20 protein-coding genes are annotated in these 23,178 nt (G+C 67.5%); 10 read left to right on the top strand and 10 right to left on the bottom strand.

Going from position 1 to position 23,178, the window contains the following annotated elements:
- Positions 1–21: 21 nt before the first annotated feature.
- Positions 22–2,235 carry a TonB-dependent siderophore receptor gene (locus ACEI37_RS10500; RefSeq protein WP_373377757.1) on the bottom strand — a complete coding sequence of 738 codons (2,214 nt, stop codon included), beginning with the start codon at positions 2,233–2,235 and terminating at the stop codon, positions 22–24.
- A gap of 258 nt (positions 2,236–2,493) precedes the next feature.
- Here ACEI37_RS10500 and ACEI37_RS10495 point away from each other — a divergent pair, with 258 nt between their 5' ends.
- Entirely contained in the window at positions 2,494–3,084 is a 591-nt protein-coding gene (locus tag ACEI37_RS10495; RefSeq protein ID WP_373376647.1) for a BrnA antitoxin family protein, read from the top strand.
- A 14-nt stretch (positions 3,085–3,098) separates the two neighbouring features.
- On the opposite strand, the gene ACEI37_RS10490 is transcribed toward ACEI37_RS10495, so the two are convergent.
- From ACEI37_RS10490 to ACEI37_RS10480, 3 genes are all read right to left on the bottom strand, one after another.
- Positions 3,099–3,647, bottom strand: coding sequence for a TetR/AcrR family transcriptional regulator (locus tag ACEI37_RS10490; RefSeq protein ID WP_373376646.1), 549 nt, complete (start codon positions 3,645–3,647; stop codon positions 3,099–3,101).
- A gap of 108 nt (positions 3,648–3,755) precedes the next feature.
- Positions 3,756–5,156, bottom strand: coding sequence for a dihydrolipoyl dehydrogenase (locus tag ACEI37_RS10485; protein WP_373376645.1), 1,401 nt, complete (start codon positions 5,154–5,156; stop codon positions 3,756–3,758).
- 154 nt (positions 5,157–5,310) lie between these two features.
- Positions 5,311–6,042 carry a glutathione peroxidase gene (locus ACEI37_RS10480; protein ID WP_373376644.1) on the bottom strand — a complete coding sequence of 244 codons (732 nt, stop codon included), beginning with the start codon at positions 6,040–6,042 and terminating at the stop codon, positions 5,311–5,313.
- Positions 6,043–6,296: 254 nt separating this feature from the next.
- Between ACEI37_RS10480 and ACEI37_RS10475 the strand changes: the two genes are divergently transcribed.
- Positions 6,297–8,069, top strand: coding sequence for a dipeptidase (locus tag ACEI37_RS10475; protein WP_373376643.1), 1,773 nt, complete (start codon positions 6,297–6,299; stop codon positions 8,067–8,069).
- A 53-nt stretch (positions 8,070–8,122) separates the two neighbouring features.
- Here the strand turns inward: ACEI37_RS10475 and ACEI37_RS10470 are convergent, their stop codons facing one another.
- Positions 8,123–8,602: a DUF1348 family protein gene (locus tag ACEI37_RS10470; RefSeq protein ID WP_373376642.1), complete on the bottom strand. Its 480-nt coding sequence runs from the start codon at positions 8,600–8,602 to the stop codon at positions 8,123–8,125.
- 193 nt (positions 8,603–8,795) lie between these two features.
- On the opposite strand from ACEI37_RS10470, the gene ACEI37_RS10465 reads away from it, so the two are divergent.
- Both ACEI37_RS10465 and ada read left to right on the top strand, forming a co-directional pair.
- On the top strand, positions 8,796–9,602 hold the full coding sequence (locus ACEI37_RS10465; RefSeq protein ID WP_373376641.1) for a 2OG-Fe(II) oxygenase: 807 nt from the start codon (positions 8,796–8,798) through the stop codon (positions 9,600–9,602).
- 7 nt (positions 9,603–9,609) lie between these two features.
- Positions 9,610–10,689, top strand: coding sequence for a bifunctional DNA-binding transcriptional regulator/O6-methylguanine-DNA methyltransferase Ada (gene ada / locus ACEI37_RS10460; protein WP_373376640.1), 1,080 nt, complete (start codon positions 9,610–9,612; stop codon positions 10,687–10,689).
- Between the two features lie 13 nt (positions 10,690–10,702).
- Here ada and ACEI37_RS10455 read toward each other — a convergent pair whose 3' ends face one another.
- A complete protein-coding gene (locus tag ACEI37_RS10455; protein ID WP_373376638.1) occupies positions 10,703–12,439 on the bottom strand; it encodes an FAD-dependent oxidoreductase in 1,737 nt (578 codons plus the stop codon).
- 205 nt (positions 12,440–12,644) lie between these two features.
- Between ACEI37_RS10455 and ACEI37_RS10450 the strand changes: the two genes are divergently transcribed.
- From ACEI37_RS10450 to ACEI37_RS10440, 3 genes are all read left to right on the top strand, one after another.
- Positions 12,645–13,376, top strand: coding sequence for a YceH family protein (locus tag ACEI37_RS10450; RefSeq protein ID WP_373376637.1), 732 nt, complete (start codon positions 12,645–12,647; stop codon positions 13,374–13,376).
- 205 nt (positions 13,377–13,581) lie between these two features.
- Positions 13,582–14,484, top strand: coding sequence for a patatin-like phospholipase family protein (locus ACEI37_RS10445; RefSeq protein ID WP_373376636.1), 903 nt, complete (start codon positions 13,582–13,584; stop codon positions 14,482–14,484).
- 116 nt (positions 14,485–14,600) lie between these two features.
- Positions 14,601–15,200, top strand: coding sequence for a TetR/AcrR family transcriptional regulator (locus tag ACEI37_RS10440; protein WP_373376635.1), 600 nt, complete (start codon positions 14,601–14,603; stop codon positions 15,198–15,200).
- A 29-nt stretch (positions 15,201–15,229) separates the two neighbouring features.
- Here ACEI37_RS10440 and ACEI37_RS10435 read toward each other — a convergent pair whose 3' ends face one another.
- The 3 genes from ACEI37_RS10435 to ACEI37_RS10425 all read right to left on the bottom strand — a co-directional run bounded on the left by ACEI37_RS10435 (position 15,230) and on the right by ACEI37_RS10425 (position 17,283).
- The gene (locus ACEI37_RS10435) at positions 15,230–15,736 is read right to left on the bottom strand and encodes a hypothetical protein (protein ID WP_373376634.1); all 507 of its coding nucleotides are present in this window, start codon (positions 15,734–15,736) and stop codon (positions 15,230–15,232) included.
- A 190-nt stretch (positions 15,737–15,926) separates the two neighbouring features.
- Complete coding sequence (locus tag ACEI37_RS10430; protein ID WP_373376633.1) at positions 15,927–16,658, bottom strand: Hpt domain-containing protein; 732 nt, start codon at positions 16,656–16,658, stop codon at positions 15,927–15,929.
- Position 16,659: 1 nt separating this feature from the next.
- Positions 16,660–17,283, bottom strand: a complete 624-nt coding sequence (locus tag ACEI37_RS10425) for a response regulator transcription factor (RefSeq protein WP_115700197.1) — start codon at positions 17,281–17,283, stop codon at positions 16,660–16,662.
- A 496-nt stretch (positions 17,284–17,779) separates the two neighbouring features.
- On the opposite strand from ACEI37_RS10425, the gene ACEI37_RS10420 reads away from it, so the two are divergent.
- On the top strand, positions 17,780–19,735 hold the full coding sequence (locus ACEI37_RS10420; RefSeq protein WP_373376632.1) for an ATP-binding protein: 1,956 nt from the start codon (positions 17,780–17,782) through the stop codon (positions 19,733–19,735).
- A 10-nt stretch (positions 19,736–19,745) separates the two neighbouring features.
- Here ACEI37_RS10420 and ACEI37_RS10415 read toward each other — a convergent pair whose 3' ends face one another.
- A complete protein-coding gene (locus ACEI37_RS10415) occupies positions 19,746–20,219 on the bottom strand; it encodes an Lrp/AsnC family transcriptional regulator (protein WP_025581629.1) in 474 nt (157 codons plus the stop codon).
- Between the two features lie 237 nt (positions 20,220–20,456).
- Here ACEI37_RS10415 and hppD point away from each other — a divergent pair, with 237 nt between their 5' ends.
- Positions 20,457–21,536, top strand: a complete 1,080-nt coding sequence (gene hppD / locus ACEI37_RS10410; RefSeq protein WP_373376631.1) for a 4-hydroxyphenylpyruvate dioxygenase — start codon at positions 20,457–20,459, stop codon at positions 21,534–21,536.
- Between the two features lie 185 nt (positions 21,537–21,721).
- Positions 21,722–23,116 (top strand): amino acid permease, encoded by a 1,395-nt coding sequence (locus tag ACEI37_RS10405; RefSeq protein WP_115683173.1) that lies wholly within the window; start codon positions 21,722–21,724, stop codon positions 23,114–23,116.
- The last annotated feature ends 62 nt before the right edge of the window (positions 23,117–23,178 follow it).

Below are 23,178 nucleotides of genomic sequence, written 5' to 3'. Positions count from 1 at the left end.
CGATTCTTTGCGCCGGTCCGCTCAGAAGCGATAGGTGACCGTGCCCACTACCGTGCGGCGCGCGCCGAAGTAGCAGTCGCCGCGCGCGAGGCAGGTCGTCAGGAACTGCTTGTCGAACAGGTTGTTGGCGTTCAGCGCGACCCGCAGCGGGCCACGGTCATAGGCGATCATGGCGTCGTACAGCGTCACGCCGCCCACCCGGTTCTGGTCGTTGCCGTCATAGCTGGGCCCGACGTAGCGCAGGCCGCCGCCCGCCACGAAGCCCGGGATCCCCAACAGCTTGAAGCGATAGTTGGCCCACAGCGAGGCCATGTTCGACGGCGTGCTTGCCAGCTTCTTGCCGACCTCGGCCGGGGTGCCGTCGATCACGCGCGCGTCCAGGTAAGTGTAGGTCGCGATCAGGTCGAGCCGGTTCGTCAGCGACGCCAATGCCTCCACCTCGATGCCGCGCGTGCGCGCTTCGCCCACCTGCACCGAATCCGGAATGCCGTTGACCACGCCGGCGGTCTTGCGGTTTTTCTCGCGCATGTCGAATGCCGCGATGGTCAGCGTGGCGTTCTTGCCCGGCGGCTGGTACTTGATGCCGGCCTCCCACTGCGAGCCGCGCAGCGGCTTGAAGGCCTGGTTGGCCTTGTTGAAGCCGGCCAGCCCCTGGAACGATTCGGAGTAGCTGACGTACGGGTTCAGGCCGATGTCGGAGCGGTACATCAGGCCGGCGCGCTTGGTCAGCTCGTTGTCGTCGCGGCTGGCAGACGGCGTGTTGTCCTGCGCGGCGCGCGACCAGTCATAGCGCAGCCCCAGCATCAGCAGCCATTTGTTCCAGGCCAGCTGGTCCTGCACGTACAGGCCGGTTTGCGCCTGCGTAGTGGGATTCAGGGCGCGCGAGCCCGGCAGCGTGAAATTGCCGTAGACCGGGTTGAACACGTTGAGCGGCGCGGCAGTGCCGCCCACGCCGGCGTTACCGGTGATTTCCGAGTGCTGGTAGTCCACGCCGGTCAGCAGCGTGTGATGGACCGGGCCCGTGCGGAAGTTGGTCTGCGCCTGGGTATCGACCGCAAACGAGTTCAGCGTCGGCTGGTTGACGTAGACCGTGCGGCGCAGCAGCGAACTGCTGCCCGGCACCCAGCCATGGCCGGCACCGTTGAAGCCGGCGGCATAAATGCTGCGGTAGTCCACCGAGCTATGCGAGTAGCGCAGGTTCTGCCGCACCGTCACGGTGTCGTTGAACTTGTGCTGGAACTCGTAGCCAACCGACTGCTGCTCGGCGGTGTAGCGATCAAAGCCGGGTTCGCTGACGAACAGGTGGTCCGGAATCTGTCCGCCCGGGTTCGGGTACAGCGTGCCGCGCCACGGGAAGAAGCCGACCGAAGTCCCGCTCACGTCGCGCTGGAAGTTGGCCAGCAGCGTCAGCGAGGTGTCCTGGGTCGGCCGCCAGGTCAGCGACGGCGCGAGCAGGTAGCGGTTGTCCTGCACGTAGTCCACTTGCGTGTCGCTGTCGCGCGCCAGCGCCACCAGGCGGTACAGCCACTTCCCCTCGGCATCGAGCGGGCCGGTCAGGTCCGCCTGCACCTGCTTGCGGTTGTAGTTGCCGAACTGCACCCCGATCTCGCGCGCCGCGTCGGCTTGCGGGCGCTTGCTGACGAGGTTCAGGATGCCGCCGACCGCGCCCTGCCCGAACAGCATCGACGACGGCCCGCGCAGCACATCGATGCGCTCGAGTGCGTAAACATCGGGACGCACGTTGTTATAGAAGCCGACCTGGTTCAGCAAGCCATCGCGATACTGCGTGAAGTCCGTGCCTCGGAACTTGCCCCAGTCGCCACGCGCATCATTGCCGAACGGTCCAGCGTAGACACCGGCGCTATAGCCGATCGCCTGCTGCACAGTCTGCGCGCCCTGCGCCTCCATGCGGTCGCGCGTGATGACGGTGATCGACTGGGGCGTCTCCATCACGGGCGTGTCGGTCTTGGTGGCGGTGGCGCTGCGTTTCGCCACAAAGCCATGGACCGGGCCAGTGGCGGTTTCATCGTCGCTGCTGGCGCGGACCGTGACGGCCGGCAATTCCGCCGCGGCCGTGGCCGCCGGCGCGGCAGACATCGGGCTCTCGCCGGACTGCGCGAACACGCCGCCGGCCTGCAGGCTCAGCACAAGGGTGGTCAGGGAAAGACGGCAGGGGGACACAAGCGCAGAGCGGGCAAAGCGCGGCTTGGCCCGACGGTTCGGGTGCAGAGGCATCACTCAGGGGTCAAAGTGTGGCGGAGCCGCCGAAGCGGCATCACAAGTGGAAAATTCTGATTACGAATAGGAATGATTCGTGATTACATCAGAATTGTAGCCTGAATGTGTCAGGGACTAGACATATGATTCGCACTTTTCGTGGGTCTTCGTTGCTCGCGTGACCGATTTTCCGCTTTATGCGATGTCGTCCACGATTTTTGCGCTGTAGCATAAAAATATTGCCTACCTTATTTTCTGCTGCTACAGTAAATCCGAATGGAAATCGAGTTTGACTTGGCAAAGGACGCCATCAACCAACGTCATCACGGGTTGTCACTGGCCGCTGCAGGGTTGATGGGTTTCGATAACGCCCTCCTGAAAATCGATGACCGCAAGCCGTACGGCGAAACCCGTTACATCGCATATGGACCGATTGGTGCGCGCCTGTATTGCCTGGTATTCACGATGCGTGGCGACGCACTCAGGGCAATCAGCCTGCGTAAAGCAATTCAAGAGAGTTGCGAGACTATGAACAAGAAACCTGACCTCATCCGCCCCACCCCAACCGAGGACGCCGCCATCGCGCGCGGTATTGCGCAAGACCCCGATGCGACGTCAGTGCCGACAGAGCAGTTCCGGAAGATGCGCCAGGCACGGGAGCTGCTCGGCGACGACAAAGCCGATGCACTGGCGAAACGTCGCGGCAGGCCGGCCAAACCGGTTGGCGAGCGCAAGGTCAATCAGACGCTACGCATCGATCCCGACGTGCTGGCGGCCTACAAGGCAACCGGCAGCGGCTGGCAAACGCTGATGAATGAGGCGCTGCGCGACTATGCGGCAGCGCGCCGGATGCTGCCCCGGCGCTAGGCCGGACGATCCCGTCATTCGCCCTGCAAACGGCCAAGGAACCGTCTGCCCGCCTCGATCACCGCGCTGTCCGGCTGCATCTGGTAGCGCACGATCATGCCCTCGATGCACAGCATCGCCTCCGCCCCCACCGCCTGTGGCTCGCGCAGTCCCAGGCGCGCCGCGATGTCGGCGACGAAGGCCTCCAGGTCGGCCTTGTGGGCCGCGGCCTGCTGCTGTGCCTGGGCGTCGCCGCCCGCCTCGGCCACCACGTTGATGAAGGCGCAGCCGCGGAAGTCGCGGCCGAACCAGTCGGCCAGGGTGTCGGCGATCACGTCAAGGCGGGGCCGCTCGGCGAGGCGGGCTTTCACGTCCTGGCGGAACCACGCCATCCACTCGTCATGCCGGCGCGCCAGGAACGCCGCGATCAGCGCGTTCTTGGAGGCAAAATGCCGGTAGAGCGACATCTTGGCGACGCCGGACTCGGCAATGATCCGGTCGATGCCGGTGGCGCGATAGCCCTCCTGGTAAAACAGGCGGGCGGCGGTGTCGAGGATGCGGTCGCGGGCGGAAGGCGTGGCCATGTGATGCAAGCGGAGTAGCGAGGGAGAACGCCCGGGGCTACGTGAAGCGCCGCCCCGGGGTTGTGCTTCGATACTATGACAGACAGACCTGTCTAGCAATCGCCGCGATCAGGCTTCCAGCCTGGCGGCCGCATCGCGCAGCGCCGTGCGCAGGCCTTCTTCCACCACCGGGTGGTAGAACGGCATCGTCAGCATCTGCGCGATGGTCAGCCCCTGCTGGTACGACCACGCCAGCAGGTGGGCGATATTCTCGGCGCGCGGGCCGGTCCACTCGGCGCCCAGGAAGCGGCCCGTGGTCTTGTCGGCATAGACGTGCATCAGCCCCCGGTTTTTCAGCATGACGCGGCTGCGGCCCTGGTCTTCGAAGCTGACCTCACCGGTGACGAAGCTGTCCGCACCGCGCGCCGCCAGTTCGGCGTAGCGCTGGCCAACCATTGCGATCTGCGGGTCCGTGAACACCACCGCGATCGGCGCGCGGCGCGCCAGCGGCTTTACCTGCGGATAGCTGGCAGCGTTCTCGCCGGCGGCCTTGCCTTCGTCGGCGGCCTCGTGCAGCAGCGGCAGGATGTTGTTGGCATCGCCGGCAATGAAGACAGGCGCGTTGCCACACTGGAGCGTGTGGGCGTCGAACAGCGGCACGCCGCGCGCATCCAGCGCCAGGCCGGTGTTCTCCAGGGCCAGGCCGCGCACATTGGGGGCGCGGCCGGTGGCTGCCAGCGCGTAGTCGAAGCGCTCGGTCACGCTGCGACCTTCGCGGTCGAGGTAGGTCACCACCACCTGGTCGCCATCGCGGCCCATGTCGGTGACCTGCGCGTCGGGATCGAGGTAGAACTCCTGGTTGAAGGTGCGCGCCGCGTCGGCGCGGATCACCGGATCGGTCAGCGGTCCGAGCGAGCCGCTGACGCCGAACACGCGCACCCGCACCCCCAGCCGCGACAGCGCCTGTCCCAGTTCCAGCCCGATCACGCCGGGGCCGAACACCACCACGCTGCCGGGCAGGTCCTGCCACGAGAACACATCGTCATTGACGATCAGGCGGTCGCCAAACACCTTGAACGGCGCCGGCAGCACCGGCGTGGAACCAGTGGCGATGACCACGCGGCTGGCGCGCACGGTGGTGTGCCCGTCCACTTCGAGCGTGGTGGTGTCGATAAAGCGGGCATAGCCGCGAATGCGGTCGGCCGGCGCGATGTTCTCCACGCCGCGCACCACGAACCCGACAAAGCGGTCGCGCTCGCTGCGCACGCGCGCCATCACCTCGCGCCCGTCGATGCGGACCTCGCCGTCGACATGCACGCCGAACGGCGCGGTGTGGCGCAATTCATGCGCGGCCTCGGCGGCGGCGATCAGCAGCTTGGAGGGCATGCAGCCCACGCGGGCACAGGTGGTGCCGTAGGGGCCGCCTTCGATGATCACGGCGCGCTTGCCCGCCGCAATCGCGGCGCGGTAGGCGGCAAGGCCGGCGGTGCCTGCGCCGATCACGGCGACGTCGGTCTGGATGGTGGTCATGGCGGTGGTTCCTTTGTGTTCTGAAGCGTCAGGCTGGGTCAATCTGCGGACTGGATGGCGCTGCCCGGCGTGGCTCGGGCAAGGCGGCGCCATCGGGTCCGGCGACTGCCGGCCCTGTGGGTCAGGGCAAGAATGGAAAACGGCTGATTGCGGCTCAGGCGGCCAGGTACTGCTGCAGCGCTTCGGCGCCGCCGATCAGCTTGCCGTTGATAAAGACCTGCGGTGCGGTCATCTCGCCCGACACGGCGCCCAGCACCTTGCCGCGCACCTTGTTGTCGAGCGGCACGTCGATGTAGTCGAAGCCGTTGTCGTCGAGCAGTTGCTTGGCCTTGGCGCAGAACGAGCAACCGACCTTGGAGAACACCACCACCTGGTCAGGCTTGCGCGCGCCGGGGGCGATGTGGTCCAGCATGGTGTCGGCATCGGACACCTTGAACGGGTCGCCCGGCTCTTCCGGCTCGATGAACATCTTCTGCACCACGCCGTCCTTGACCAGCATCGCATAGCGCCAGCTGCGCTTGCCGAAGCCCAGGTCGGCCTTGTCCACCAGCATGCCCATGCCTTCGGTGAATTCACCGTTGCCGTCGGGGATCATGGTGATGTTTGCGGATTCCTGGTCCTTGGCCCATTCGTTCATCACGAAGGTGTCGTTCACCGACACGCACAGGATGTCATCGACGCCATGTTTGGCGAAGACCGGGGCCAGTTCGTTGTAGCGCGGCAGGTGGGTCGACGAACAGGTCGGGGTGAAGGCGCCAGGCAGCGAGAACACCACGACGGTCTTGCCGTCGAACAGCTCGCCGGTGGTAATGGTCTTCCACTCGTTGTCTTCACGCACACGGAAAGCGACATTGGGAACGCGTTGGCCTTCGCGGGATTGCAGCATCAGTTCACTCCTGGTTCTGGATCGGGTTGGTTCGGCTGCGGGTTGCAGCGAAGGCCCCATTCTGGAGACCTGGAAGTGATTTGTACAATTCATCGTTTCAAAAGCGATGATTGCCAAAGACTATGATGGGCACATAGGCACTGCCTATCGGTCCGGAAGCTGTCCGACCCGCGCGGACGAAAAAGCATTTTTTTTCAAGAAAACCCCGCGGAGTGCCCTATCATGCGGCATCTTCTCCGATTTCCTTCTTCGCAATGACCCGATCTTGCCGCCTGCCGTACCGCCATCGGTGGGCACCCCTGCTCGCGCTGTCACTCGCGCTGGCCCTTCCCGCGCACGCCCAGACGCTGAAGAAGCCGGCGCTGGAAGCCCTGACCGGCAACAGCGTGGCCGCCGCCAAGGCGGCCCAGGCCGACCTGCCGGCCTTCATGGCGGCGGCGGCCAAGGCCGAGCCGATGGTCGCGCCCGCGGTGGCGGCGTGGCAGTCGAAGACGCCGCTGTCGGGCGACAACCTCGTCAATGTCGCCCGGCTGCTCGGGGTCTACAACCGGCTGCGCAACGAGGCCGCGGCCATCGATGTGCTTGGCAAGATGGTGGCGCTGCGCACCGTGCGCGACGAAAAGATCGCCCAGCACGAGAATCCCGCCATCATCGAGTTCGGCAAGATGATCGAAGGCATGGCGCGCGAGTTCGGGCTGGCCTATCGCAATGTCGACAATCGCGTGTTCGAGGTGACCCTGCCCGGCGGGGGCAAGGACACCTTCGGCATCCTGACCCACGCCGACGTGGTGCCGGCGGTGGCCGAGGAATGGGTGCTGGACGACGGCACCAGACTTGACCCGTTCCGGATGACGCGCATCGGCGACCTGCTGTACGGGCGCGGCACCATCGACGACAAGGGCTCGATCGCCGCGGTGCTGTACGCGATGAAGACCGTCAAGGAAAGCGGCGTGCCGCTCGAGCGCAGCATCCGCCTGATGATCGAAACCACCGAGGAAACCGGTGGCGACGGCATGAAATACTACCGCCAGCACACCGCGCTGCCCGAGTACAACGTGGTGCTCGACAGCAAGTATCCGGCCGTGGTGGCCGAGAAAGGCGCGGGCACGCTGACCGTCTCGTTCGGCATCAAGGCGGCCGACGACAAGCGCGCACCCAGCCAGGCCGACAGCAAGGGCCCGGCCATTGTCGCGATGCGCGGCGCGGCGTCGGCCAACGCCATCCCTGAGACCGCGACCGCGCGCATCGCCGGTGGCGATCCCGCCGCGGTGGCCGCCGCGCTGGAACAGGCGCGCGCGGATTTCGTGCGCCGCTACACGCCGCGCGGCAAGTTCTCGATCGATGTCAAGCGCGCCGGCAACGATGTCGAAGTCAAGGTCACCGGCGCCTCGGCGCACGGCTCGCGGCCCGAAGAAGGCGTGAACCCGCTGCCGCGGCTGGCGCTGTTCCTGCAGGCCAGCGGCGTGCGCTTCGCCGAAAACCACTACCTGAACGCGGTCCGCTACCTGAACGACCTGTACGGCCTGGACTACCTTGGCAACCGCATGGACGTGGCCTACCGCGATCCGTTCATGGGGCCGCTGACCATGTCGCCCACGCTGGTGCGCGAACGTGGCGAGTACGTCGACGTGGTCACCAACGTGCGTATGCCGCGCGGGCGCACGCCGGACGAGCTGGGCGGCAAGATCACCAAGCGCATTTTCGGCTGGGCCGCCACCCATGGGCCGGTCGAGATCAAGTACGACCAGGGCAACTGGATGGCGCGCGATCCGAAGGGCGCGTGGCTGTCGACGCTGCTGAACATCTTTGGCGATACCACCGGGCTGGAAGCCAAGCCGGTCTCGACCGCCGGCAGCACCACCGCCAAGCTGATGCCCAACGCCATCAACTTCGGACCGGCCATGCCGGGCAAGAAGTACACCGCGCACAATGCGCGCGAATACAAGGAAGTGGCCGACCTCAATCTCGATATGCAGATGTTCACCGAGATGCTGGTGCGGATCGGCAACCTGGACAAGATGCAGTAAGCCAGGCTTTTTTTCTCGCCCCTGTCCCGCGCGCATGACAGGGGCAAGTCCCATTACAACCCCAGCTCGCTCAAGCCCGGATGCCCGTCCGGGCGCCGGCCCAGCGGCCAGTGGAACTTGCGGTCCTCTGACCGGATCGGCGCATCGTTGATGCAGGCAAAGCGCTTGCGCATCAGCCCCGCGTCATCGAATTCCCAGTTCTCGTTGCCGTATGACCGGTACCAGTTGCCGGAATCGTCGTGCCATTCGTAGGCAAAGCGCACGGCGATGCGGTTCTCCTCGTGCACCCATAGTTCCTTGATCAGGCGGTAATCCAGTTCCTTCTGCCATTTGCGCTGCAGGAACGCGACGATATCGGCGCGGCCGTTGACGAATTCCGCCCGGTTGCGCCAGGCGCTGTCGCCGGTATAGGCCAGCGCCACGCGCTCCGGCTCGCGGCTGTTCCAGCCGTCCTCGGCGGCGCGGACCTTGGCGATGGCGGTTTCGCGGGTGAACGGAGGCAGCGGCGGGCGGGTTTCAACGGGTGCGGACATGGAGGCTCCTCTGGGGACAGGCCTTGAAGGGAAGAAAACGACGAGACGATACAGATCTGTCTCATTATTGGTAGACAGATCTGTCTTGTCAAGGCAGGATGGCGGACGGAATTTGAAAGCAAGACCCGGAGTGTGCCGCACACGGACCCGGCCTAAAGTTGGCACCATGCAAGCACAGGACAGGAGATTCGCAGTGGGCACCAGCCAGATTCAGCAGCCGGAAATGGCAGTCGCCGGGCCGCGCCGGCCGCTTCCCCGGGCACCTGGCGCGGCTGTGGCGCGTCGGCATGCGGCGGACGTCGCGACCCGGGTCGACGGCATCGACTGGGCCGCGGTCGCGCGCGAGCTCGATGACTTCGGCTGCGCCGCCATCCCGGGCCTGCTGTGCGCCGACGAATGCGACGCGCTGGCGGCCGGCTATGGCAACGACGCGCTGTACCGCTCGCGCATCGAGATGCGCCGGCACGGCTTCGGCCAAGGCGAATACAAGTACTTCCGCTATCCCCTGCCCGGCCTGGTCGCCGGACTGCGCACGGCGCTCTACCCGCACCTGGTGCCGGTGGCCAACCGCTGGAATGCCGCGATGGGCATCGACGTCCGCTACCCCGCCGCGCACCGGGACTTCATCGCTCGCTGCCACCACGCCGGCCAGTCCCGTCCGACGCCCTTGCTGCTGCGCTATGGCCCGGGCGACTACAACTGCCTGCACCAGGACCTGTACGGCGAGCACGTGTTCCCGCTGCAGGTCGCGGTGCTGCTCTCCGAGCCCGGCCGCGACTTCACCGGCGGCGAGTTCGTGCTGACCGAGCAGCGCCCGCGCATGCAGTCGCGCGCCGAGGTGGTGACGTTGCGCCAGGGCGATGCCGTGGTGTTCGCGGTCAGCCAGCGGCCCGTGCAGGGCAGTCGCGGCAGCTATCGCGTCAACCTGCGGCATGGCGTCAGCCGGCTGCATGCCGGACAGCGCTACACGCTCGGCATCATCTTTCACGACGCTACGTGAGGCATCCATGACCCGATCCATCCGTTCCGCCCAAGCAGCCGAAGCCACTCTGGTCGAACAGGATCCGCGCTGGGCGCGCGTGCTGGCGCGCGACCCCGGCGCCGATCGCGACTTCGTCTATGCGGTCAGGACCACCGGCGTGTATTGCCTGCCGAGCAGCCCGTCGCGCCTGCCGCATCCTGCCAATGTCGAGTTCTTCGACAACGCCGCCGCGGCCGAAGCTGCCGGCTACCGGCCCAGCCGCCGTGCCGCGCCGCCCGCGCTGGCGGCACGGCACGCGGCCATGGTGGCCGACGCCTGCCGCCGCATCGAAGCCGCCGACGCCGTGCCCACGCTGCCGGAGCTGGCCAGCGCCGCGGGCGTCAGCCCCTACCACTTCCACCGCCTGTTCAAGAGCGCCACCGGCCTGACGCCGCGCGCGTACGCGGCCGCGCATCGGGCCAGGAAACTGCGCGAGCAACTGGGCACCAGCGACTCCGTGACCGAGGCCATCTACGATGCCGGGTTCGGCTCCAACAGCCGCTTCTATGAGGCCTCGGACGCCGTGCTCGGCATGACCCCGTCGCGCTACCGCGCCGGCGGCGCCGACATGGACATCCGCTTTGCCATCGGCCAATGCTCGCTGGGCGCGATCCTGGTGGCGCAGAGCGAGCGCGGGGTCTGCGCGATCCTGCTGGGCGACGATCCGCAAGCGCTGCTGCAAGATCTGCAGGACCGCTTCCCGCGCGCCAACCTGATCGGCGGCGACGCGCAGTTCGAGCAGCTGGTGGCGCAGGTGGTGGGCCTGATCGAAGCGCCTTCGATCGGCCTGGCGCTGCCGCTGGACGTGCGTGGCACCGCGTTCCAGCAGCGCGTATGGCAAGCGCTGCGGGAGATTCCCGCCGGCAGTACCGCCAGCTACGCCGAGATCGCGGCCCGCATCGGCGCGCCGCGCGCGGTGCGCGCGGTGGCGCAGGCGTGTGCCGCCAACCACCTGGCGGTGGCGATTCCCTGCCATCGCGTGGTGCGCAGCGACGGCGACCTGTCGGGCTATCGCTGGGGCGTGGCGCGCAAGCGCGAGTTGCTGGAGCGCGAGGCGCAGGGGTGAAGCCGTCCGCCGTTCAGTGGGAGGCAGGCGCCTCGATCTTTGCCAGGTAATCGTGGATCTGCGCCACCACCGCCGCGCCTTCGCCGACCGCGGCGGCAACGCGCTTGGTCGATCCCGCGCGCACGTCGCCGATGGCAAACACACCGGGCACGCTGGTCTGCAGCGGATACGGCACCGCCGACGCGCAACCCAGCGCGCCGCCGCCGGTGCGCACGAAGCCCTTGTCATCGACCTCGACATGGCAGGTACGCAGCCACGCCGCATTGGGATCGGCGCCGATAAACAGGAACAGGTGCCGCACCGCCATGGTGACCGGCGCGGGATGCTCGGCGCGGCAATCGTAGTGCACCGCGCTGAGCCAGCCGTCGCCGTCCAGCGCGCGGATCTGGGCGTGGGTATGCAGCGTGACATTCGGCAGCGCGGCGATGCGGTCGATCAGGTAGCGCGACATGGTGGCCGCCAGCCCAGGGCCGCGCACCAGCATATGCACGTGCGCCGCATGCGAGGCGAGGAACACCGCCGCCTGCCCGGCCGAGTTGCCGCCACCAACCAGCATTGCCGGCTCGTTCTTGCACAGCTTGGCTTCCACCGGCGAGGCCCAGTAGTAGACCCCGCGGCCTTCGAAATGCTCGAGCGCGGCGATGCCGGGGCGGCGGTACTGCGCGCCGGTGGCGATCACCACGGTATGGGTCGGCACGATGCGGCCGTCGGCCAGCTCCAGCCGGATCGGGTCGGCGCCGCAGTGCAATGCCTTCACCTCCAGCGGAATGGCGATGTGCGCGCCGAACTTGAGCGCCTGCACGAAGGCGCGCCCGGCCAGCGCCTGTCCGGAGATGCCGGTCGGGAAGCCCAGGTAGTTCTCGATGCGCGCGCTCGCGCCCGCCTGCCCGCCCGGCGAGCGGCAATCGATCACCGCCACCGAAAGGCCTTCGGAGGCGGCATAGACCGCCGTCGCCAGCCCTGCCGGCCCGGCGCCAACCACCACCACGTCATAGACGTGGTCGGGATCGAACTCCGGCAGCAGGCCGAGGCACGACGCCAACTGCCCCTCGTCCGGGGCGCGCAGCACGCGGCCGTCGGCGCAGATCACCAGCGGAAAATCGCTGGCGGGCGCGTTGGCGTAGTCGAGCAATAGGGAACAGTCGCGATCGGCGTCGATATCGATGACGGTATGCGGATAGCCGTTGCGCCGCAGGAAGGCCTGCAGCGCCAGCAGCTGCGGCTCGGTGCCGTGGCCCACCAGCACCGGGCCGCTGCCGAACTCGATCAGTCCGACGCGGCGCAGGATCAGCGCGCGCATGATGCGCTCGCCCAGCTCGGCCTCGGCCACCAGAAGCGCACGCAGCCGGTCCGGCATGATCACGTAGCCGTGGGTCTCGGTGACGGCGACGCCGTCGACCAGCGCGGGGCGGCCGGCCAGGGTGCCGACCTCGGCCAGGAAGTGCCCGGCGCCCTGCTCGGTGATCTGGTGTTCGCGTCCCAGGCCGTCGCGCCGCATCACGCGCACGCGGCCGCTGGTGACCAGGTACATGCCGCGCCCGGACTGGCCGATGGCAAACAGCTTCTCGCCCGCGTGCCAGCTCTGCGGCGTGCCGAAACGCCGCACGCGCGCCATCTCGTCGGCGGTCAGTTGCGGGAACATCTGGTGCCAGCGTGATTCCAGCGTGGAGTACGGTGCCTCCAGCCCCCCGCCGGCCTCTGCGCCCGGCTCCGCCTCGGCCGCCACTGCCGCCGCCTGCAAGTTCGCCATGCTGCCCCCTGATGACATCGGTACAAGCCGGATCGCGCGTATCCCGGCTGCCGCGGCGCGACCTATGGATAGTAGACGGCGCGGCGGGGAATGCGAGCCCGTGGGCGCCGACAGTTGCGCATTGCGCCGGCTTGGGATTGAATGGTCGCCTCGGCGCTCCGGCAAGCCCGGGCAGCGCCGCCACCGTCAGCAAAATCAAGCCTTGATGCAATCCACCCCTGAATCCGACCCGACCCCGTCCAACGACCGTCCCGCGCGCCCGGCATTGCGAGCCCTCACGCCAGTCGAAGGACGCGTGCTGGGCGTGCTGGTCGAAAAGCAGCACACCGTACCCGATACCTACCCGCTGTCGCTCAACGCGCTGGCTTCCGGCTGCAACCAGAAGACCGCGCGCGCGCCGGTGATGAACGTCAGCGAGGCCGAGATCCTGGAGGCCATCGACGGCCTCAAGGGCCTGAGCCTGGTGTTCGAAGGCAGCAGCAGCCGCGTGCCGCGCTTCGAGCACAACATGCAGCGTGCGCTCGGCGTGCCGAGCCAGTCGGTCGCGCTGCTGGCGATGTTGCTGCTGCGCGGCCCGCAGACGGCCGCGGAACTGCGCCTGAATACCGCGCGCCTGCACAGCTTTGCCGACATCTCCTCGGTCGAGGCCTTCCTCGACGAACTGGCCAGCCAGACACCGCCGCGGGTGGTGCGCCTGCCGCGCGCCCCCGGCGCCCGTGAAAACCGCTGGATGCACCTGCTGAGCGGCGAAGCCAGCGCCGCCGCGGCCGCCGAAGACAGCGGGCGTGGCGCCGACGGCGACGCCGCACCGTCGGCCGAACTGGAACAGCTGCGCGCCGAGCAGCAGGCGCTGACCGAAAAAGTGGCAAGGCTGCAAGGCCTGGTCGAACACATGGCCGCGCAGCTCGGCATCTCCGCCGACGAGTTTCTCGGCTGAGCGCCACCACCAAGCGCCTCGCCGTCGAAGCCAACCCCCACCGCTGCTGGCCCAAGCCTGCTGGTGGGGCAAATTCATGGCGGTTAATTGCGCAATCCGAAAGAAGCTCAGGCCGGCCTCAGTGACAAGCCGCCCCTGCCGGATGGCCCCAAGGTCGCCTATCCTTTGCACAGGACGCCGACAAGCCAGGGAGACCGCCGCAGCCATGGACAAGACAGCCTTTGTATTCGCCGGCGGCGGCAGCCTGGGTGCGATCCAGGTGGGGATGCTGCGTGAACTGGCGGCCTGGGGCGTGACGCCGGATATCGTGATCGGCGCGTCGGCCGGGGCCATCAACGGCGCCTACTTTGCCTGCAACCCGGGCGTGGACGGGGCGCAGCGGCTCGACGCGCTGTGGCGCGCGATCCGGCGCACGGACATCCTGCCGTGGAGCTGGCGCAGTGTCTGGAATATGTTCGGCGGCAGCCGCGGCCACCTGGTGGAGGCGACGGGATTGCGCAGCCTGCTGGCACGGCATTTTGGGCCGCGCCAGCTGGAGGCGGCCGAACTGCCGCTGCACGTGGTGGCGACCGACATGCACAGCGGCGACGAAGTGGTGCTGTCGAGCGGCAGCATCGTCGACGCGGTGCTGGCCAGCGCCGCCATTCCCGGCGTGTTCCCGCCGGTGCAGCTGGCGGGCCGTACCCTGATCGACGGCGGCGTGGCCAATAATACGCCGGTGTCGACCGCGATCGGCCTCGGTGCGACCCGCGTGATCGTGCTGCCGGCGGGCTTTACCTGCGCCGAGCGCCGCCCGCCGCGCGGGGCGCTGGAGCATGCGTTCAACGCGCTCTCGCTGCTGGTGGCGCGCCAGCTGGTGCACGACCTGCAGCACTTCTCCAGCCACGCACAGATCAGCGTGGTGCCGCCGCTGTGCCCGCTCGATATCTCGCCCTACGACTACTCCCGCTGCGGCGAACTGATCGACCGCGCCGCCGCCACCACGGCCGAGTGGCTGCGCGGCAAGGGCCTCGACACTCCCCGCATCCCCGGCGCTCTCGCCCCGCATTCGCATGACGAGACGGCACCGAGCTGCAGTGCCGACATTCCGGCGGCAGCGCCGCACTGAAGCGCCGCGCACCGCGGGAAATCCAGCGCACGGGCCTGCAGTCTCGGGCCGGATCGAAGCGCCGCGGTATCGCGGGGACGGCAAGCTGCCCCGGCGCCGTTGCTACAATCCGGCCCATGCCCAGCCAAGCCGAACGCAGCGCCAGTACCCGCCAGTCCCTGATCGACGCCGCCGCGACCCTGCTCATCGAGCAAGGCTACGCCGCCTTTTCCGAAGCGCGCGTGTGCGAGCTGGCAGGCACCAGCCGCGGCTCGCTGCGCCACCACTTTCCGGAAGGGCGCTACGACCTGCTGCCGGCCATGCTGAAGTCGCTGCTGGAGCGCGAAGCCGACCGCCTGGCTGCGCTCGGGCCGCTGGGCCCGTCACTGCGCATGCACCTGATGCTGCATGTGCTGGCAAACCGGCCGCAACGGCATGCCTCGCTGGCAATCCTGGAAGTGTGGATGGCAACGCGCGGCGACATCCGTCTTGCCCGCGCCGTGCACGAACCGCTGGCGGCGGTGCCGCAGCGGCTGTTCGGCCAGCCGCCGGACGCACCGCCCCAGCCGGAATGGCTGGCGCTGCGTTGCTTCCTGCACGGCGCCACCCTGCACAGCTTTGCGCCCGACTACGACGCACAGCAGTTGTCCGACGCCGTGCGCTGGCTGATCGCACAGCTGCCGCGGCCCGACGGCCTGGACGCGGTGCTGGCCCGCATGCTGGCGCAGCCGCGCTAGCGCACCGAGCTGCGCGATGGCCTGGGCGCTCAAGGCAGCCGCGCCAGCAGCCGGTCGTGCAGCGGGGGCGGCAATGCCAGCCGCCCCTTGCGGCCAGGCGCAGCCGGGTCGAACACCACGGCCTGCCCGTCCCAGCTGAGCCGCACCGGCCCGGTACTGGTGAAGGTGCGGTGGGCCAGCACCCGGTCGCGTTCGGCGCCGTAGATCCGCAGCAAGATCCGCTCGCCCCCCAGGTAGCAGTATTCGGCGGCGTAGCGGGCCGCGGCATCGACTGCCGGCACCCGGCGGCAGTTGTGCGCGCCGGCGCGCTCGGTAACGCCGTGGCCGTAGGCGATGGCGGTCCAGATCGCGCCGACCGCCAGCACGCGTCCGGCGCTGACCAGCAGCATGCGCCGGGCGCGCGCCGGGCGCCCTTGCGGCGATGCCATGACATAAGCCACGGCGCGAAACGCGGCCAGTCCCAGCAACAGCAGCGCCACCGCAGCCAGGTGGAAATAGACCGCCGAATCCGGCATTGACGCCATGATATGGGCCATCCCTGCCTCCTCCCCGTAAATGCCTGAAGCCTCTGCCAGCAAAGGCCTTGGCAGCATCCGGCATTCAACCAGTCCCGAACAAAATAAATCGGCGTGATTTAGATAATCAATAATGCACGCCTTATTTCCATTCAAGGCACCAGAATAATCAAGCGCCGGGATCGCGCCAATTCGGTGTATTCCCGCTGTGCTATTTTTGCGCGGCGTTATCGTAATGGTTTGCGGAAGGCAGGCTGGCCAGCAGCGCGAGCAGCCGTGCCGCCGTTGGCGCCACAATCGCTGCCAGCGCCGCGGCCGTGGCTGCATCGCCATCTCGGGCGGCATGCTCGAGTCGCTGCGCCGTCAGCCGCAGCGCATGGCAGCCGACATAGTGGGCGGAGGCCTTGAGCCGGTGCGCGACGCCCCGCACCGCCTCCAGGTCCGGCCCGGCCCGGCGCAGTTGCGCCAGGTCATCGCGGGTCGAGGTCACCAGCGCCTGCAGCAGTTCCCTGGCGAAGGCCGGATTGCCGAAGGTCTGCGCGGCAATGGCCCCGGCGATGCCGGCGGCCTCGCGCGCGGACAGCGCCACGTAGTGCTCGCCGGCCAGCATGGCGAGCAACATCGCTTCGGTGACCGGCGCGGGCAGAGTGGCCACGCTGGCGTCTGCGCCAGCCGCCGGTACCGCGCCCGGCGGCAACACCACGGCGCAAACCGCGCCGCGGGCGCGCCATGCGTGCATCAGCGAGGCAGGCACCCCGGCAGCGGCGCTCGCCATCACCAGTTCGACATCGGCGGCCATATCCGCCTCTGGCGCGCCCACGTCGATCCGCACCACAAAGCCGAGCTCACGCAGGATCCGCGCGGCATCCGCTAACCAGCCCGGGTCGCCGCGGGGTGCCAGCAACAAGGCCCTGGGGCGGGACTGCGCTTCGGCCGCGTCCACGCTATCCCACCGCAATATGGTGGCGCCGCGCAAAATCGATGACATCGACAATCGATTTTGCGCCCAGTTTTTCCATGACCCGGGTCTTGTGCGTGCTGACGGTCTTGTTGGATATAAACAGGACCTGCCCGATTTCCTTGTTCGACATGCCCTTCGCCAGCATCTGCATGACCACCAGTTCCTTGTCCGACAGCGAGGCCAGGCGCTCGGCTTCATCAGCCAAGCCCGATTTGCCGTGGTCGATCTCCGGCATCACCGTATAGCCCGCCAGCACCGACTCCGTGCATCGCACGATTTCGGCCAGTTCCTGCGTCTTGCTGACGAAGCCATGGGCGCCGGCATGGCGCGCGCGGGGCGCGAAGGCGTTCTGGTCCTGGCCCGAGATCACCAGGATGCGCACCGTGGGATGGCTGGCCTTCAGGCGCGGAATCACGTCCAGCCCGTTGATCTTGGGAATATCCAGATCCAGGATGACCACGTCGGGCATGTATTGCCGCACGATCTCGATGGCCGCCTGGCCATTGTCGGCCTCGAGCACGTGGGTGACACCCAGCACCTGGGAAAAGTGCGTCTTGAGTACGGCACGCACGGGTGGGTGGTCATCGACGATCAGGATTGTGGTCAAACTTTACTCCGTTGCAAACTTCGCGTTTTCCGCGCGAGTCGGGCACATCATTGTCCTAAGCCTTAACGCCTTACGAAACCAGAAATTTCCGAGGCATGGGTGGTTTCTTCCGAAAGGCCGCGCTTGCCATAGCGGCGGTGCCGTCCATGTGATGCACCGCAAACGTGCCGGCATTGCAGCGCCGCTGCCATGCCTGCCATCGCGCCGCAAGCGGGCCCAGATTGTGTTCTATATGTGGCGCAGCCGACGGCAAAGTGCCTGCGATTTCGAAATTTCCGTATCAATTTCAGATTCGTCCTAATGAGATGGCGGGCCCGGGCCCCTAGAGTGAAAACACTTCACTGACCTCGCCAACCGTTTGCCGTTCCGCCCGCCCTCTCCTGCCGCGCCACCCGCCACCACGCGCCCGCTTCGTGCTGCTGTCGATTCCAGCCAACCCGCCCGGCCCCCGACACGGGCCGGCCGGAGCGCGCGTGCGCGGCGACTCGCGCGCGCCATGGCCGTGGCCATCGGCCTGTCGCATGCCCTGGTGACCGCGGCGCTGGCAGCAACCTTGCCAGCGTCCGCGCAGGTGGCTGCGCCGGATTCGCATGCGCAACTGCTGGGCTGGTCCACCGCCGTGCTGTGCGTGCTCACGCCGTTTCTGCTGGCGTGGATCGTCGCGCTGTACCGCGAGGTGCGCCGGCGCCGGGCCGCCGAGACCGCGCTGAAAGACTGCGTCGCGATCCAGACCGCGCTGCTTGACGGCATTCCGCAGCCGGTCTACTTGCGCGACGCCGCGCTGCGCCTGATCGCCTGCAACCGCAGCTACGAGGAACTGCTGGGCGCCAGCCGCGGCACCTTGGTGGGGCAACCGCTGGACGCCCTGCAGGCGTCACACCCCCTTGCCGTCGACATGGCGGAACTGGCGCGCGACTACCGCCAGGTCATCGAAAACGGCGCGCCGCTGCGCACCGACCGATGCCTTCGCCTTGGCGACCGCACCTTCCATGTGCTGAACTGGCTGACTCCGCTGCGCGGCGCCGACGGCACCGTCAAGGGCCTGGCCGGCGGCTGCGTCGACCTGACCGAGCGCCACCAGATGCTGGCCGAGCTGGCCCAGGCCAAGACCGAGGCCGAAGCCGCCAACCGCGCCAAGTCCGCGTTCCTGGCGTCGGTCAGCCACGAGATCCGCACGCCGATGAATGCCATCACCGGCATGCTCGAGCTGACGCTGGCGCAAGGCCAGCTGCCCGACGGGCAGCGGCTGCAGCTGGTCACCGCGCACAAGTCAGCACTGGGACTGCTGGCGCTGATCGACGACATCCTCGACCTGTCCAAGCTGGAGGCGGGCAAGTTCAGCATCCACCCGGCACCCGCGTCGCTGCCGGGGCTGGTCGACGATACCTTGCTGATCTTCGGGCCCGTGGCCGCGCAAAAGGGCCTGCCCCTGACCAGCGGCGTCAGCGCCGCGCTGGCGCCGCTGCATCAGGTCGACGCGCTGCGCTTCCGGCAGATCCTGGCCAACCTGGTGTCCAATGCGGTGCGCTTTACCGACAGCGGCACGGTCCACGTCCGCCTGGATGCGCAGGCGCCCTGCGACGGCGTCCAGCACGTCGTGCTGACCGTCTCCGACACCGGCATCGGCATTCCCTTCGAAGCCCAGGCGCGGCTGTTCCAGCCGTTCGAGCAGGTGCACGGCTGCGCGCGCACCCATGCCGGCGGCACCGGGCTGGGTTTGGCGATCTGCCGGCGCCTGGCCACAGCCATGGGCGGCCGCATCACGCTGACCAGCCAGCCCGGCCGGGGCACCCGCGTGGTGGTGTCGCTGCCGCTGGCCATCGCCAGCGCGCCCCAGACGGCCGAGCCAGCCGAGCCGGCGCGGCCGTTGCCCATGGCCGGCTGCCCGCGGCGCAACGCCGGCATCCTGGTAATTGACGACCACGCCCCCAACCGCCTGCTGCTGCAGCGCCAGCTGGAACACCTGGGCCACCGCGTGAGCACGGCATGCGATGGCCGCGAAGCCCTGGCCGCGCTGGACCGCGCCAGCTTCGACGTGATCGTTTGCGACTGCGCCATGCCGGTGATGGACGGCCTTGCCTTCACGCGCGCGGTGCGGGCCCGCGGCGACGCCCACCGCCGCGTGCCCATCGTCGGCTGCACCGCCAGTGCCGTGGCCGGCGATCACGCCGCGGCGCTGGCGGCGGGCATGAACGCCGTGGTGGTCAAGCCGGTGGGCCTGCAGGCGCTGGATGCCGCCGTAGCACAGGCGTGCGGCGGCCGGGCGCTGCCGTCCCGGGCGCCCGAGCCGGAGCGCACCAGCCCCGCCCATGGGCGAGATCCGTCGTCTACCGGCTCAGTGAGCGGCGACGGTTCCCGCTACGAAGCCGCCCCCGGCGCGCGGGCATCGTGGTGTGCGGTCTGCCGCGCGATGAACGTGCAGTGCGACCGCATCGATCTGCCCGAGGACTGACCGGTCCGCTTCAGGGCTCCATCGGCACCGCGCTGGTGCATTTGATCTCGTCCAGGCACACGCTCGACTTCACGCCGCTGACGCCCGGAATGCGCATCAGCGTATCCAGCAGGAAATCCGACAGCGACTTCAGGTCGCGCGCGACCACCTTCAGCACGTAGTCGATGTCGCCCGTCACCGAGAAGCACTCCTGGATCTGCGCCAGTTCCGCCACCAGCCGCTTGAAGTTGGAGAGGTCGCGGATATGTCCGCGCTCCATCGTCACGTGGATAAAGGCGACCACGCCGAAGCCCAGCGCCGCGGCGTCCAGCCGCGCCTCATAGCGCTTGACCAGCCCGGCTTCTTCCAGCCGGCGGTGGCGCCGCAAGGTCTGCGCCGGCGACAGCGCGATGGCCTCGGCCAGTTCCAGGTTGGATGCCCGCCCGTTCTCCTGCAGCACCCCGAGCAAGCGGCGATCGGTGCGGTCCAGCTCGATTGATTGCACTTCGGTTTCCTCATCTCATGAATTCAAGCAATCAAATTTCATAATCTAGGGTTTCCCTGCCTGTTTTACGAAATCCAATTTTGCCGCCCCGAATATACACTGCATCCCAAGCAAGCGCACCGCAAACCCGTGCCGTCATGGGTCCGGTGCCGAGCCGGCTGGCCCCGGCGCGACTGCGCAAGCAAGTGCTGAAGCCACAATATTATTTCCCGCCCCTACGTTCTTACCGAGAAAGCCATGGCCGACCTGTTTGACAATCCGATGCAGCTGATGGGCTTCGAATTCGTGGAATTCGCCTCGCCCACCCCGAACCTGCTTGAGCCACTGTTCGAGCAGATGGGCTTCACGCTGGTGGCAAAGCACCGTTCCAAGGACGTGGTGCTGTACCGCCAGGGCGAAGTGAACTTCATCGTCAACCGCGAGCCGCACAGCCACGCCGCCTACTTTGCCGCCGAGCACGGCCCGAGCGCCTGCGGCATGGCTTTCCGCGTCAAGGATTCGCACAAGGCCTATGCCCGCGCGCTGGCTCTGGGCGCGCAGCCGGTCGAGATCCCGACCGGTCCGATGGAGCTGCGCCTGCCGGCGATCAAGGGCATCAGCGGCGCGCCGCTGTACCTGATCGACCGCTTCGAGGAAGGCAAGTCGATCTATGACATCGACTTCGAGTTCATCGAGGGCGTCGACCGCCACCCGGTCGGCCACGGCCTCAAGCTGATCGACCACCTGACCCACAACGTCTACCGTGGCCGCATGGCGTATTGGGCCAATTTCTACGAAAAGCTGTTCAACTTCCGCGAAATCCGCTACTTCGACATCCAGGGCGAATACACCGGCCTGGCCTCCAAGGCCATGACCGCGCCGGATGGTAAAATCCGCATTCCGCTGAACGAGGAATCGTCCAAGGGCGCCGGCCAGATCGAAGAGTTCCTGATGGCCTTCAACGGCGAGGGCATCCAGCACATCGCCTTCCTGACCGACAACCTGATCGAGGTCATCGACCGCCTGCAACTGGCCGGCGTGCCGCTGATGACCGCGCCGAACGACTACTACTACGAGGCGCTCGACACCCGCCTGCCCGGCCACGGCCAGCCGGTCGAGCAACTGAAGTCGCGCGGCATCCTGCTGGACGGCACCACCGAAGGCGGCAAGCCCCGTCTGCTGCTGCAGATCTTCTCCAAGACTGCGCTCGGCCCGGTGTTCTTCGAGTTCATCCAGCGCCAGGGCGACGAAGGCTTCGGCGAAGGCAACTTCAAGGCACTGTTCGAGTCGCTGGAACGCGACCAGATCGAACGCGGCACGCTCAAGGTCGAGGCCTGACCGGCATCGACCTGTTCCTGACCGGCCGCCTTTGACGGTGAGCCGGCCCCGGAAACGCGCACACCCCCGCGCGGCAGTCACCCTGCCGCGCGGGCGGTGACGACCCCCAGGCCCAAGCGTCCGACTCCGACAACAGCCAGAGGCGCGGGCCCGCATTCCATGAGAATGGGTAGAGGAAACACTGCATGCATTCCAGCAACAATGACGGCTCGCTCAAGCGCGGGCTGAAGAACCGGCACATCCAGCTGATCGCCCTGGGTGGCGCCATCGGCACCGGACTTTTCCTGGGCATCGCCCAGACCATCAAGATGGCGGGGCCTTCGGTCCTGCTGGGCTATGCCATCGCCGGCATCGTCGCGTTCTTCATCATGCGGCAGCTCGGCGAGATGGTGGTGGACGAGCCCGTCGCCGGCTCGTTCAGCTACTTCGCCGACAAGTACTGCGGCCATTTCGCCGGCTTCCTGTCGGGGTGGAACTACTGGGTGCTGTATATCCTGGTGAGCATGGCGGAACTGTCCGCCGTGGGCATCTACGTGCAGTACTGGTGGCCGGAGATTCCCACCTGGGTCTCGGCGCTGGCGTTCTTCGTCATCATCAACGCGATCAACCTGGCGAGCGTGAAGTCCTTCGGCGAGATGGAATTCTGGTTCTCGATCATCAAGGTCGCGGCGATCATCGGCATGATCGGCTTCGGCGGCTACCTGCTGATGTCCGGCAATGCCGGCCCGCAGGCGAGCGTGGCCAACCTGTGGCAGCACGGCGGGTTCTTCCCCAACGGCATGGGCGGCCTGGTGATGGCGATGGCGGTGATCATGTTCTCGTTCGGCGGCCTGGAGCTGGTGGGCATCACCGCGGCAGAGGCGGACTCGCCCGAGAAGACCATCCCCAAGGCCACCAACCAGGTGATCTACCGCATCCTGATCTTCTACGTGGGCGCGCTGGCGGTGCTGCTGTCGCTGTATCCGTGGGAGAACGTGGTCACCGGCGGCAGCCCGTTCGTGCTGATCTTCCACGCGCTCAACAGCAACTGGGTGGCCAACGTGCTGAACGTGGTGGTGCTGACCGCGGCGCTGTCGGTCTACAACAGCGGCGTGTACTGCAACAGCCGCATGCTGTACGGCCTGGCCAAGCAGGGTAACGCCCCCAAGGCGCTGCTCAAGGTCAACCAGCGCGGCATCCCGCTGACGGCACTGGCGTTCTCGGCGGTCGCCACCGCGGCCTGCGTGGTGATCAACTACTTCATGCCGGGCAAGGCCTTCGAGCTGCTGATGGGGCTGGTGGTGTCGGCGCTGATCATCAACTGGGCCATGATCAGCCTGATCCATCTGAAGTTCCGCGCCGACAAGCGCAAGGCAGGACAGGCCACGGCGTTCCAGAGCTGGGGCTATCCGCTGACCAACTACCTGTGCCTGGTGTTCCTGGCCGGCATCCTGGTGGTGATGTACCTGACCGAAGGCCTGCGCCTCTCGGTGTACCTGATCCCGGTGTGGCTGGTGGTGCTCGGCGTGAGCTACCTGGTGCGCCAGAAGAAGGCCGGCGCCGCGCTGCAAGCCGGCGTGGCCGCGCAGCAGCTGCGCTGACCGGCCCCCAGCCAGGCTGGCGCCTGCAGCCTGTGGGCGCCGCCGGTTAAAATCCCGGGCTG

This window comes from Cupriavidus nantongensis (assembly GCF_041726985.1).
Classification (GTDB): domain Bacteria; phylum Pseudomonadota; class Gammaproteobacteria; order Burkholderiales; family Burkholderiaceae; genus Cupriavidus; species Cupriavidus nantongensis_A.
Note: the sequence above shows the minus strand (reverse complement) of the source record. Positions and strands in the feature narration are given on the sequence as shown.